This is a genomic window from Cellulomonas sp. T2.31MG-18 (assembly GCF_964266755.1).
In the GTDB taxonomy this organism is placed as follows: domain Bacteria; phylum Actinomycetota; class Actinomycetes; order Actinomycetales; family Cellulomonadaceae; genus Cellulomonas.
The window spans coordinates 100,428-112,862 of record NZ_CAXWGW010000001.1; the positions used below are offsets into that span (position 1 = coordinate 100,428).

At 73.7% G+C, this 12,435-nt stretch carries 10 protein-coding genes and 1 tRNA gene; 2 read left to right on the forward strand and 9 right to left on the reverse strand.

The annotated features are described in order from the left end of the window. Positions 1-241: 241 nt before the first annotated feature. The 8 genes from ACFQTY_RS00455 to ACFQTY_RS00490 all read right to left on the reverse strand — a co-directional run bounded on the left by ACFQTY_RS00455 (position 242) and on the right by ACFQTY_RS00490 (position 8,053). Positions 242-1,642: a tyrosine-type recombinase/integrase gene (locus tag ACFQTY_RS00455; protein ID WP_378095714.1), complete on the reverse strand. Its 1,401-nt coding sequence runs from the start codon at positions 1,640-1,642 to the stop codon at positions 242-244. A 104-nt stretch (positions 1,643-1,746) separates the two neighbouring features. After that, positions 1,747-1,817, reverse strand: a tRNA-Gly gene (locus ACFQTY_RS00460). 118 nt (positions 1,818-1,935) lie between these two features. Beyond that, the gene (locus ACFQTY_RS00465) at positions 1,936-2,544 is read right to left on the reverse strand and encodes a TetR/AcrR family transcriptional regulator (RefSeq protein WP_378095717.1); all 609 of its coding nucleotides are present in this window, start codon (positions 2,542-2,544) and stop codon (positions 1,936-1,938) included. 60 nt (positions 2,545-2,604) lie between these two features. Then, the gene (locus ACFQTY_RS00470; protein ID WP_378095720.1) at positions 2,605-4,194 is read right to left on the reverse strand and encodes a DHA2 family efflux MFS transporter permease subunit; all 1,590 of its coding nucleotides are present in this window, start codon (positions 4,192-4,194) and stop codon (positions 2,605-2,607) included. A 131-nt stretch (positions 4,195-4,325) separates the two neighbouring features. Then, positions 4,326-5,984, reverse strand: coding sequence for an ABC transporter permease (locus ACFQTY_RS00475; RefSeq protein ID WP_378095723.1), 1,659 nt, complete (start codon positions 5,982-5,984; stop codon positions 4,326-4,328). Then, complete coding sequence (locus ACFQTY_RS00480) at positions 5,981-6,931, reverse strand: ATP-binding cassette domain-containing protein (protein ID WP_378095726.1); 951 nt, start codon at positions 6,929-6,931, stop codon at positions 5,981-5,983. Before ACFQTY_RS00480 ends, ACFQTY_RS00475 begins: the two co-directional genes overlap by 4 nt. An 89-nt stretch (positions 6,932-7,020) precedes the next feature. Then, a complete protein-coding gene (locus ACFQTY_RS00485) occupies positions 7,021-7,716 on the reverse strand; it encodes a TetR family transcriptional regulator (protein WP_378095729.1) in 696 nt (231 codons plus the stop codon). A gap of 100 nt (positions 7,717-7,816) precedes the next feature. Beyond that, positions 7,817-8,053 (reverse strand): hypothetical protein, encoded by a 237-nt coding sequence (locus ACFQTY_RS00490; RefSeq protein WP_378095732.1) that lies wholly within the window; start codon positions 8,051-8,053, stop codon positions 7,817-7,819. Between the two features lie 244 nt (positions 8,054-8,297). Between ACFQTY_RS00490 and ACFQTY_RS00495 the strand changes: the two genes are divergently transcribed. Then, a complete protein-coding gene (locus ACFQTY_RS00495) occupies positions 8,298-9,491 on the forward strand; it encodes a zinc-dependent alcohol dehydrogenase (protein WP_378095735.1) in 1,194 nt (397 codons plus the stop codon). A gap of 54 nt (positions 9,492-9,545) precedes the next feature. After that, positions 9,546-11,771: a SpoIIE family protein phosphatase gene (locus tag ACFQTY_RS00500; RefSeq protein ID WP_378095738.1), complete on the forward strand. Its 2,226-nt coding sequence runs from the start codon at positions 9,546-9,548 to the stop codon at positions 11,769-11,771. A 55-nt stretch (positions 11,772-11,826) separates the two neighbouring features. Here the strand turns inward: ACFQTY_RS00500 and ACFQTY_RS00505 are convergent, their stop codons facing one another. Continuing rightward, positions 11,827-12,351, reverse strand: a complete 525-nt coding sequence (locus ACFQTY_RS00505; protein WP_378095741.1) for a DinB family protein — start codon at positions 12,349-12,351, stop codon at positions 11,827-11,829. Positions 12,352-12,435: the final 84 nt, after the last annotated feature.

Genomic DNA, 12,435 nt, shown 5'->3' on the forward strand with positions numbered 1-12,435 from the left:
CGTCACGGACGGCGCTGGGACTCTGTTCCATCTGAGCACCTACGGATCGGACGGACGCGCCTCGCAGCCGAAGGTCAGCCAGACGATCCAGCTCGACAGAGACGCTGCAAGCGCTTTGCTGACCGCGCTCCGCGAAGCGTTCCCGGGCCTGTAGCCCTCGCCCCGGGACGATCGGTCTGCGTCGGGTCTCACTGCCGATGCAGGCGTGATCCAACTTGCCGCCCGAGTTGAGCTTAGGCGGTCATACAAGTCTCGGCTCGTCTAGCCGCCCTGCGGCGGCCGAGGTGCGCGAAGTCCTGCCGAACACACCGTCCAGCCGCTCCGCGATCCGGCGCTGCGAGTCGTCGGCCGCGTGCTGGTAGTGCAGCGCCGCTCGCGGCGTCGAATGCCCGGCGCGCTCCATCAGCTCGGGCAGCGTCGCGCCCGTCGAGGCGACAAGCGTCAGCGCCGAGTGTCGCAGGTCGTGCCACGTCAGGTCGTCGCGGCCGATCGCCTTCCGCGCCCGGCCGAACATCATCGACCGGTGCCCGTTGCTCACTGGCCGGCCGGAGGCGGTCCCGAACACCAACGCGTCCCGTCCCGCCGGCGTGAAGAGCGCGATGTGCTCCGCCAGCACCTCCACCGCGACGGATGGCAACACCACGGTCCGCACCCCGGCACGCGACTTGGTCGTCGAGAAGACCGACCCGCTCCCCGGCAGCGCGAGCGCCTGCTCTACCCGCAGCGTCCCGGCCGTCAGGTCCACGTGCCGGCGCTGCAGCGCAAACAGTTCGCCCGCTCGCAGGCCGGACAGGAACGCCACGACCACAGCGGCGCGGTACCGCTCGGGCATCGCGTCGGCCAGCGCCCACAGCTCATCGGCGGCGAGCACCCGCCGCTCGGTCCGGTGCCGGGAGTCGCGCTGGCTCGCGCCCTTGACCGCGCACGGGTTCGCGAGGATGAGCCCGTCGGACACCGCCTGGGCCATCCCGGTGTGCAGGAACCGGTACGCCTGAGCCGCCTCCGTGTGGCCGACGTTGTGCCGCTCGGCGCGCGGGTCCAGCGGCACCTCTCCCCCGGTCGCCGCCAGCCACGCCTCGCGTAGCGACGCCGACATCCGTCCGGTGGGCGCGACGGGACGGCCCTGCTCGACGGCCCACGCGCGGATCGCCTTGTTGACCCGCTCCGGTGTGACGCTCGCCTTGGTCCACCGCTCCCCTGCCCGCCGCCGCGCCTCGGCGAGCACGGCGGCGTCCCACTCGCGGATGTCGGCCGGCGTGATCGACGCCAGGGTCCGCTCGCCGAGCCGCACGGTCTGCCGCGCGACGCTGCGCGAGAGGTCACCCAGCGGGACGTCGGCGTCGACCCACTGCGCGAACATCCGCTCATAGAGAGCACGCGTGCTCGGCGCCAGGTCGGCGCGGGTAGCGATCCAGGTCCGCAGGAAGTCCCCGAGCGGCTGGTCGCCGCGCCGCGGGTCGCGCCAGGTGCCGCGGGCGATCTCCGAGATCTCGAAGGCGAGAGCCTGGTCGGCCTCCGCCTTGGTCGCGTAGACGCCGACGGCGCGCTGCGCGCCGTCCGGTCCGGTGTACCGCGCCTGCCATCTCCCGCTGGGGAGCCGCCGCACGGTGCCGGATACACGTCGATGGTGTCGGGTGGTCATGGCCGGACCTCTCCTTAAGGCACGTATAGGCACGAGCCGACCAGCAGAGGGTCTCAAGGAGGTCCGACAGAGCATCTGCGACGCTCTGACCTGCGAAAACGCGGAGCGGGTGACGGGAATCGAACCCGCGCTCTCAGCTTGGGAAGCTGAAGTTCTACCATTGAACTACACCCGCGTGACCAGCACTTTCGCTGGTCGTGCACCCGGCGGGACCGACCCGGTCCCCCCAACGCGCGGCCCATGCTAGCCCATGGCCCGTCGCCGCCGACACGCGGATCCAGGCCCCCACCGGCTCACGGCACGTCGAGCGTCAGGCCGTTCTCCAGGTACTCGAGCGCGGTGTCCAGCGCGCCGAGCAGGTCGTCGTCGGGGTGGGCCACCCAGGCGGTCGCGGCGGCGATCCAGACGCCGACCATCGCGCCGGCCAGCGCCCGGGCCGCCGGGTCGTCCGCCGGACGGCCGGCACGTTCGGCGATCAGCTCGGTGAGCCAGGTGATGCTCTGCGCCAGCTGGTCCAGCATCGCGGCGCGCAGCTCCGGCACCGAGAGGATCAGGGTGGCGCGCGTCTTGACGTCGACCAGCAGACCGTCGTCGACGGCGCCGAACACCTGCCGCAGCGCCGCGCGGAACGCGGACACCGGGGCCAGCTCGGCCGGCTGGGAGCGGATGGCTGCGATGAGCGCGGGGTCCAGCTCGTCGGTCAGGACCAGGTCGTCCTTGGTGGGGAAGTAGCGGAACACGGTGCTGGGAGACACGTCGGCGGCCTCCGCCACCTGCTCCACCGTCGTCGCGGCGTAGCCCTGCTCGGTGAACAGCCGTAGGGCGTGGTGCTGGATGGCCGTGCGGGTGCGGGCCTTCTTGCGCTCCCGCAGGCCGGTGGCGGGGGCGGCGTCAGCGGGCACGTGCCCATTGTGCTGCCTGCCCCGCGGGGCGCGACGGGCACGCCGCACCCCGCGACCGCGTCATCGGGTGGTCGCCGGCTCGTCGCCGGGCACCGGATCGGCCGCAGCGCCAGCCACGGCCTCGCCACCAGACGCGGGGACGACGACGGCACGACGAGGCAGGAACAGCGCCGCCAGCACAGCGCCGGCCACGGCCACCGCGAGCGACACCAGCAGCGTGCCGGTCACCCCGTGCACGAACGCCGCCTGCACCTGGCGCCCCAGCTGCGCGTCGTGCAGCTGCCGTGCGACCCGCAGCCCGGCGAACACGTTGACGCGCATCGCCTCGCCGGCGCCGCCGGGCGTGGTCACCCCGGGCAGGTGGTTCCGGTAGCCGGCGGCCAGCACGCTGCCCAGCACGGCGGCACCGAGCGGCGCACCGACCCCCTTGACGGCCTGCATCACCGCCGAGCCGACACCGGCCCGCTCCGCCGGGATCTCGGCGAGGGCCGCGGCGGCGACCGTCGCCATCACCATGCCGGTGCCGACCCCGCTGATCGCCGTCCAGAGCGCCGCGAACCCGGTGCCGGAGGCGGTCGTCGTCGTCGCACCGAGCGCGAGCCCGGCGGCCAGCACGACGAAGCCGGCCGCCACCGTCGTCTTCACCCCGACCCGCACCGCCAGCGCGCGGGACGGGCCGAGGCCCACCAGCAGGCCTCCGACCAGCGGCAGCAACCGGAGCCCGGAGCCCTGGGGGTCGGTCCCCAGCACCGCCTGGAAGTACTGCGGCAGCGCGAAGATCAGGCCGATCAGCGCCAGGGTCAGCACGGCGAACAGCGTCACGCCCCAGCTGAACGACGCCGAGCGGAACAGGGCCGGGTCCACCAGCGGCTGTCCCCCACGCCGCGCCAGCCGCGCCTCCCAGCCGCCGAACCCGACCAGCGCCAGCAGCCCGGTGACCATCAACGCCCACGCCCGCGCCGAGCTCCACCCGTCCTGACCGGCCTGGATGAACCCCCACGTCAGCGCCGCGAGCCCGGCGCTCGAGGCGAGCAGCCCCACACCGTCGAGCCGAGGGGCCCGGTCGGCACGGCTCTCCGGGACCCAGGCCGCCACGGCCGCCAGCCCGAGCAGGCTGACCGGCACGTTGAGCAGGAACACCCAGCCCCACCAGACGTGGGACAGCAGCCAGCCGCCCAGGATGGGGCCGACGGGGAACGCGACCAGGTTCGCCGCGCCCCACACCGCCACGGCACGGGGGCGCTCGGCGTCGTCGAACAGCACGGTCAGCGCGGAGACGGCCATCACGACCACCCCGGCCCCGCCGACGCCCAGCAGCATGCGCGCGACGACGAACCACGCCGCCGACCCGGCGTAGGCGCAGGCTGCGGAGCCCGCCGCGAACACCAGCAGCGAGCCCATCAGCACCCGCTTCCGGCCCAGCCGGTCACCCAGCCAGCCGGCGGGCAGGGTCAGCGCCGCCAGCACCAGGGCGTAGCCGGCGGAGAACCACTGCAGGTCCGCGGCGGTCGCCGACAGCGCCCCGGCCAGCGTCGGCAGCGCGACGCTGAGGATCGTCACGTCCATCGACACGGCCAGCACCGCCAGGGTGACGCCGCCCAGCGCCCACCACCGGCGCGACCCCACCGTGCCGCTCGTCGTCGGGTTCATCGCTGCCTCCACTGATAGTCACTTCCAAATGACAGTGACTAGCGTGAACCCGAAGCACGGCAGAGTCCAGCCCGAGAGGCGATCCCGATCGAGCGCGGGACCGCCTCCCGGGCGGGGGTCAGTTCGACCGGTCAGCCGGGGACGACGTCCCGCCGCGCGAACCGGTCGACGCCGGCCCACACCAGGAGCGCGGCGACGGCCGTCATCACCACCACGGGCGTCCACCGCATCGGGTCAAGCGGCATGTACGGGGTGGCGGAGAACGGCAGCACGTCGAGCACCCAGTGGGGCAGGTGCAGGGCGTCGCCGATCAGCATGACGAACCACAGCGCCGCCAGCAGTCCCCACGTCAGCGCGATCGCCAGCCGCGGCAGCCAGCCGAACAACGTGACGGCCACCCCGACCAGCACCATCACCGCCGGCCAGTAGACGAGCGACGCGACCGCCATCCGGCCGGTCCACGACCCGTCGTGCACGGTCGCCCCGTAGCTGGCGCCCAGCAGGGCGCCGCCCGCGGCGAGCAGCACCGCGCCGCCGACGGCCGGGATCAGCAGCCGCTGCAGCGCCCACCGCCACCGCGACAGCGCCCCGGCCAGCTGCGTCTCGATGAGCCCCGACGCCTCGTCGGCCCGCAGCGTCGTCGCCGACTGCACGGCGAACACCGCCACGATCAGGGCGATCATCCCGGCGAGCACCGCCATCAACGCGTCGATCCCCCGCCCGCGCAGGATGGCGGGCAGCGAGGTGCCGGCGTCGTTGAGCAGGTTGTCCATCGCGTGCACGACGGACCCGAACAGCAGCCCGCACAGCACCACGGTGACGCTCCACCCGACCACCGGCCCACGCTGCAGCCGCAGGCCGAGGCCGAGCGGGGTCGCGTACCGCACGGGCGCACCGGCGGGGCCGGGACGCTGCGGCATCAGGCCGGCACCGTGGTCACGGTGCGCCTCGAGCACGGTCGCCAGCGCCAGCAGCACGACGGTGAGCACGACGAGCAGCCCGAACGGCCACCACCGGTCGGCGCCCCACGGCTGCATCTCCTGGCCCCAGCCCACCGGCGACGCCCACGTCAGCCGCCCGTCGCCCAGGTCGCCGACCATCCGCATCACGTAGAGCACGCCGAGCACCGCTGACCCCAGGGCGTTGGCACCGCGGGACGTGGAGGCGACCTGACCGGCCACCGCCCCGACCCCGAGGCCCACCAGCCCCACGCCGGTGACGGACGCACCGACGATCAGCGAGCCGGTGATGCCGGTGCCGTACGGGTCGAGGCCCGAGGCGACCGAGACGACGGCGATCAGGGCGCCGACCAGCACGGACAGCACCGCGCACACCAGCCACGACGCCGCCGGGTACGCGTGCAGCCCCAGCTCCCGCGAGCGCAGCAGCTCCGTGCGGCCCACCTCCTCGTCCGCCCGCCCGTTGCGGGTGACCAGGAAGACGACGCCGAACGCCAGCGCCAGCGCGCACGTCATCCAGACCTTGGTCCAGACGGCCCCGCCGAGGGTGTTCGGCGCTGCCGCCAGGCCGGTCAGCGCCCGGATGCCGGGGGTGTCGCTGACCTTGGCGAAGTCGTCGAGCGCCTGCTGCGTGGTGAACAGGCTCTTGTAGTAGGCGCCGACGTAGGCGAACAGCCCGACCAGCACGACGAGCCAGACCGCCAGCCGCACGCGGTTGCGGCGCACGACGAAGCGCACCATCGCACCGAGCCCGGCGAGCGTGTCCGCCGGCCGCCCCCGCGTCGGCAGCGCCACCGCGGCAGCGCGTGTCCGGGGCGCGACGGTGGTCACTTCTGCGCCCCGTTCCGCCCGGCACCGTTCGCATCGACCCCGTTGACGGCCGCCAGCTCCTCGCCGTAGTGCCGCAGGAACAGCTCCTCCAGCGACGGCGGGTTGGCCACCAGCGACCGTGGCTGCAGCCGCGCCACCTGCGCCAGCACCGCCGGCAGGGACTCCTCGTCCACCGTGAACCGCGTCTGCCCGTCGACCTGCACCAGGTCGTGCACCCCGTCGACCGCGGCCAGGGTCGCCGACCCGCCTGCCAGCACGGCTGTCACCTGCGTGCGCAGCCGCTGCCGGAGCTGGGCGATGCTGCCCGTCTCGACGGTGACCCCGTTGCGAATGATCGTCACGGTGTCCGCCAGCTTCTCCACCTCGGCGAAGATGTGGCTGGACAGCAGCACGGAACGGCCCTGCGCCTTCACCTCGGCGATCGACTCGGTGAACGCCGTCTCCATGATCGGGTCGAGGCCGCTGGTGGGCTCGTCGAGCAGGAGGAGCTCCGCGTCGGACGCCAGCGCCGCCACCAGGGCGACCTTCTGCCGGTTGCCCTTGGAGTACGTGCGGGCCTTCTTGGTGGGGTCCAGCTCGAAGCGGTCGAGCATCTGCTGCTTGCGCCGCGGGTCCAGCGGGCCGGACAGCCGGCACAGGATGTCGATCGCCTCGCCGCCGGTCAGGTTGGGCCACAGGGTGACGTCGCCGGGGACGTAGGCGATGGACCGGTGCAGCCGGACGGCGTCGGCCCACGGGTCGCCGCCGAGCACGGTGGCCCGGCCGCCGTCGGAGCGGAGCAGGCCGAGCAGGATGCGGATCGTCGTCGTCTTGCCCGAGCCGTTGGGGCCGAGGAAGCCGGTGACCTGGCCGGACGGGACGGTGAGGTCGAGGCCGCGCAGCGCGTGGACGTTGCCGAAGCTCTTGGTCAGGCCCTCGATCTCGACGGCCGGCTGGTTGGTGGGCATGGGACTTCCTTGTGGGTGGGGAACGTGCATGGATCAGCGCGGTACCGGCCCGGTGGGGCCGTGGCGGCGAGGCTGCGGCGGCGGCGCTCTCAGGCGGTGCGCTCGTCGTGCTGGGCGTCTGCCTCGGCAGGGGGCGGGTCGCCGAGGTAGGCCAGGTAGTCGTCGAGCATGCGGGGCGTCGCGAGGAAGCCCTCGGTGTAGAGCTCGAGCAGTGGCAGGATCTGCGCGCGCTGCAGCTCCAGCACCGACGTACCGAAGGTCTCGGGCGTGGCCTCGGGCGCGATCAGCAGCTGGATGAGCAGTCCGCCCATCGCCTGGTGCACCAGCAGCCGCAGGCGCGCCTCCTCGTCGCGCGAGGGGCGCACCAGCCCCGCCTCGACGCTGGCCTGCATCACGCCGCGGGCGTTGTCGACGAGCCGCTCCAGGAACTGCTGCGCGGGGCGGCCTCCGGCGTGGATGGCGCGCAGCATGTAGAGCGTCAGCTCGGCGGCCGGACCGGGCTCCGACAGGTTCGCGACGAGGAAGCCGCTGGGGTCGCCGAGACTGTCCGTCTTGAGCGCCTGGTAGCGGCGCAGCACCTCGGCGTCGCACTCGGCGCGCAGCGCGACCTTGGACGCGAAGTGGTGCGTGATCAGGCCGGGTGAGACGTCGGCGCGGGCCGCGATGGTGCGGAAGGAGGCGGTGAACCCCTCCTCCGCGAAGCACGCGATGGCCGCGTCCCGGATGCGGGCGCGGGCGGTGAGGTCCGACGACGGACGGGCGTCCGACGGTTCGGCTGTACGCACGACCAGCAGGCTATACACGTGAACAGTTGGTGAGCAAGGGCCTCGGGGCCCTGCTCACCGACTGGTACCGCGGAGGCGCAGCGGCCGGGCGCGCCGAGGCTCAGAGCGCCGGGCAGCAGGCCGGAGCGACGGCCGCGGGCGACGGCGAGGCGGCGGTGCGCAGCCGTGCGACCAGGCCGGTCACCGCCGCCGAGACGGCGTGCGTCCGTGCGACCGGCGGGGCGACGGTCGCCCCGGTGAGCTCGAACCGCTCGGCAGCGGCCGCACGACGGGCGTGCAGCTGCTCGAGCTGACGCTCGCGCTGCTGGTAGAGGAGCAGGAACAGCTCGGGGTGCATCTCTGGGCACCATTCATTGATGTCTGTCGATGTACGGCTACGGTGCTCTAAACATCGATGGATGTCAATGGGTCCGAGGTCCCGGGTCGCCGCTGCCGGCCGACGCCTTGCGCTGAGGCGGCGCCCGCGGCGTCCGGAATGCGAGGCTCCAGCCCGGATGGCACCGTGGCCCGATGGACGCGACCCGCACCTCCGAGCCGCCTCGCGGAAGGCACCGCACCACCACGCCGGCCGGGGGTGCGCCGTGCGCGCGCTGACCTGGCAGGGCCGCCAGCAGGTGCGCGTCGAGACGGTTCCGGACCCGCGCATCGAGCAGCCGACGGACGCGGTGATCCAGGTGACGTCCACCGCGATCTGCGGCTCCGACCTGCATCTCTACTCGGTGCTCGGCGCCTATCTCACCCCCGGTGACGTGCTGGGGCACGAGGCGATGGGCGTGGTGGTGGAGACCGGCGCGGCGGCCGGGCGGCTGTCCGTCGGCGACCGCGTGGTGGTCCCGTTCGGCATCGCGTGCGGCACCTGCTCGATGTGCCGGGTGGGGCTGCAGTCGCAGTGCGAGACGACGCAGGTCCGCTCCCAGGGCAAGGGCGCGGCACTGTTCGGCTACACGTCGCTGTACGGGCAGGTGCCCGGCGGTCAGGCGGAGTACCTGCGGGTGCCGCAGGCGCAGTACGGGCCGATCGTCGTCCCGGCCGACGGCGAGCCCGACGAGCGGTACCTCTACCTCTCCGACGTGCTCCCCACGGCCTGGCAGGCCGTCGCCTATGCCGACGTGCCGCCCGGCGGCACCGTCGTCGTGCTGGGCCTGGGGCCGATCGGGCAGATGGCGGCGCGGGTGGCCCTGCACCGCGGCGCCGGCCTGGTGATCGGCGTCGACTCGGTGCCGGAGCGCTTGGCGATGGCCGCTCGGCACGGCGTGCGGACGGTGGACGACGGATCCGTCGACGACACCCTCCAGGCGGTGCTCGAGCTGACCGACGGCCGCGGTGCCGACGCCACGATCGACGCCGTCGGCATGGAGGCGCACGGCTCCCCCGCGCTCGAGGCGGTGCAGAAGGGCGCCAGCCTGCTGCCGGGGGCCGTCGCCCGTCCGATGATCGAGAAGGCCGGCATCGACCGGCTCGCGGCGCTGCACACCGCGATCGGCACCACCCGCCGCGGCGGCACTGTGTCCGTGGTCGGCGTGTACGGCGGTGCCGTCGACCCGATTCCGATGATGGACATCTTCGACAAGCAGCTGACGCTGCGCTTCGGCCAGGCCAACGTCCGCCGCTGGGTGGACGACCTGATGCCCCTGGTCAGCGACCCGTCCGACCCGCTGGGAGTGCTCGACCTGCGCACCCACCGGCTTCCGCTGGCGCAGGCGCCCGGCGCGTACGCGATGTTCCAGCGCAAGGAGGAGGGCTGCATCAAGGTCGTCCTCGACCCGGAGGCGTGAGCAGGGGATGATCGCACCGAGCGATGATCAGGTCGCCAGGGCACTGGGGGCACGATGACGACGCAGGGCGACGAGGAGCCCAGCCTCCCTCTCTCGCCGCCGTACCGGATCGAGATCGAAGCCCTGGCCGTCGCGATGGAGCGGTCCGGCACCGAGACCAACGGCGTCGCCGACCACCTGGACCCCGCACGCGCCCTCGGCCGGGTGGCGATCGCCGCCGCCGGTATCGGCATCTTCGACTGGGACCTGCGCACCGGTGTGCTCGCGTGGGACGAGCGGCTGCTGGAGATGTTCGGCTACGACCGCGAGACCTTCGGCGGCACCATCGAGAGCTTCGACGCGGCGGTGCACCCCGACGACGTGCCGGCCGTGCACCGGGCGATCCGCGAGGCGATCGAGACCACGGGCGAGTACGCCGCGGAGTACCGCGTCGTCCGGTCGGACGGCGTCACCCGGTGGGTCACCGCGCGCGGCCTGGCGCTACCGGGGCCCGACGGCACCGCAGTCCGGCTGCTCGGCGCCGCGTTCGACTCCACCGCCGAGCGTGACCACGAGGTGCGCGTGGCCCGCGTGCTCGAGGCGATGCCGACGGCCTTCTTCTCGGTGGACACCCACTGGCGGTTCACCTACGTGAACTCCTCCGCCGAGCACCTGCTGCAGCGCAGCCGAGACGAGCTGCTGGGCCAGGACCTGTGGGACCTGTTCCCGGAGGCGGTCGGCTCCCGGTTCGAGAAGAGCTACCGGCTCGCGGTCGAGACGGGCGAGCCGGTGAACTTCGACGCGTACTACCCCGCACCGCTGGACGCCTGGTACGAGGTGCACGCCTGGCCGACCCCGGACGGGCTGTCCGTCTACTTCCTCGACGTGACCGACCGCCGCCGGGATGCCGCTCTGGCGGCGGCCGCTGCTCGCCGAGCCCAGCTCGCGTCGACCGTCGCGGTGGAGCTGTCCGAGACGTTGGAGGCCGAGCAGGCCGTCGGGCGCCTCGCCAAGCTGGTGGTGCCCGTGCTGGCCGACTGGAGCGTGGTCACGCTGGTGGAGGCGGGGGAGCCGCGCCGCGGCCCGCGGCTGCGCGACGTCGGCTCGTGGCACGTCGACCCCGGACGGCGGACGCTCGTGGAGCGGTACGCCACCCAACGGCTGGCGTCGCTGACCCCGCAGTCGTTCCTCAGCCGCGCCGCGCGCACGGGCGAGATCGTGATCGTCCCCGGCGACGCGACGAAGTCGATGCTCGAGGTGCTGGTGCCCGGGGAGGCGAGCGAGCTGCTGCGCCGGCTGGACCCGGGCAACGCCGTGGTGCTGCCGCTGCGGGGACGCGGCCGCACCGTCGGCGTGCTGTCCCTGTTCCACGACCGCGGCCGGCCGCCGCTGACGGACGAGGACCTGCAGCTGGCGGCCGACGTCGCCGGCCGTGCCGGCCTGGCGCTCGACAACGCCCGGCTCTACAAGGAGCAGCTGACGCTGGCGGAGGGCCTGCAGCGGTCGCTGCTGACCAAGCCCCCGTCGCCGGACCACCTGCAGATCGAGGTGCGGTACGAGCCGGCAGCCGAGGCGGCCCGGGTGGGGGGCGACTGGTACGACGCGTTCCTCCAGCCGGACGGGGCCACGGTGCTGGTGATCGGCGACGTGGTGGGTCACGACGTGCTGGCCGCCGCCGAGATGGGCCAGGTCCGCTCGATCCTGCGCGGGATCGCCGTGGCGACCGGCGGCACACCGGCCCAGGTGCTCGGCACGGTGGACAGGGCGATGCGCACGCTGCAGACCGAGTCGATCGCCACCGCGGTCGTCGCGCGCCTGGAGCAGACGCCGGAGGACCTGGCCCAGCACCGGACCCGCGTCCGCTGGTCCAACGCCGGCCACCCGATGCCGATGCTGCTGCACGCCGACGGCACGGTGGAACCGCTGAAGGACGGCAAGCCCGACCCGCTGCTGGGCATCATGCCCGACGCCCCCCGGCACGAGACCGAGGTGGTGCTCGAGCGGGACAGCACCCTGCTGCTGTACACCGACGGTCTGGTGGAGCGGCGGGACATGTCCGTGCGAGACGGGATGGCCCGCCTCGAGGCGCTGCTCGCCGAGCTGGCGCCGAAGGACCTCGGGCTCGCGGAGCTGTGCGACGAGCTCCTGACGCGCGTGCTGCCCGGGCGGCGGGAGGACGACGTCGCGCTCGTCGCCGTCCGGCTGCACCCGCAGGACGAGCCACGGCCGCCCGAGGCCGGTCCCGTCGAGGTGCCTCCCGACGTGCCGGACGATCCCGCGGCGCCGGAGCAGCAGGCCTAGACGGTCCCCTCGGCGGACGGGTGCCGCGCGGCCTGCGCCGCCGGTGGTACCGGTGTCAGCCGCGCACGTCGTGCAGGTGGTGCAGCACGTCGTGCAGCATGTAGCGGCCCAGCGTGTCGACGGTGAACACCGAGCCGTTGGACCGGCGGCCCGGTCGCTGCCAGGCGTCGTCCGGGACGGAGTCGTAGCGGTCGGCGAGCACGGCGGCCGCACCGCCGAGCTCGTGCGAGACGAGCGCCGGGTCCTGCAGGTCGTACCGCTCGGCCACCGCGGTCGCGTCCTGGTCCCAGTTGGCGAACTGCGGGTCGTCGTGCTCGAGCATCAGCGCCAGCCGCTGGTCCATCACCCGGAACACGTCCCGGACATGGGCGCCGTACTCCAGGGTGGACCAGGTGGCCGGCTCGGGACGGTCGCGGACGTCGTCACGGGCCAGCGCGGCCTGCCAGCGGGGGACCAGCGCACGGACGGTCGCGCCGATCGAGCGCGGGTCCACCGTCGTCGCGTCGAACCCGCACTCGGGGCACGCCTGCTGCAGCACCCAGGTCCAGTCCTTGGTGTCCGGCTCGATCTCGGCGGCCACGCGGTCCTCCTCCTCCGGCGCCGGCACGGCCCGGCGGTCGGCTCGAGTCTGCCTCAGACGTGCCCCGCGCCACACCCGCGCCGC

Excerpts from the sequence above, each read along its gene's own strand:
- ACFQTY_RS00455 (WP_378095714.1), bottom strand. The coding sequence starts at position 1,642 with ATGACCACCCGACACCATCGACGTGTATCCGGCACCGTGCGGCGGCTC.
- ACFQTY_RS00470 (WP_378095720.1), bottom strand. The coding sequence starts at position 4,194 with ATGAACCCGACGACGAGCGGCACGGTGGGGTCGCGCCGGTGGTGGGCG.
- ACFQTY_RS00480 (WP_378095726.1), bottom strand. The coding sequence starts at position 6,931 with ATGCCCACCAACCAGCCGGCCGTCGAGATCGAGGGCCTGACCAAGAGC.
- ACFQTY_RS00490 (WP_378095732.1), bottom strand. The coding sequence starts at position 8,053 with ATGCACCCCGAGCTGTTCCTGCTCCTCTACCAGCAGCGCGAGCGTCAG.
- ACFQTY_RS00500 (WP_378095738.1), top strand. The coding sequence starts at position 9,546 with ATGACGACGCAGGGCGACGAGGAGCCCAGCCTCCCTCTCTCGCCGCCG.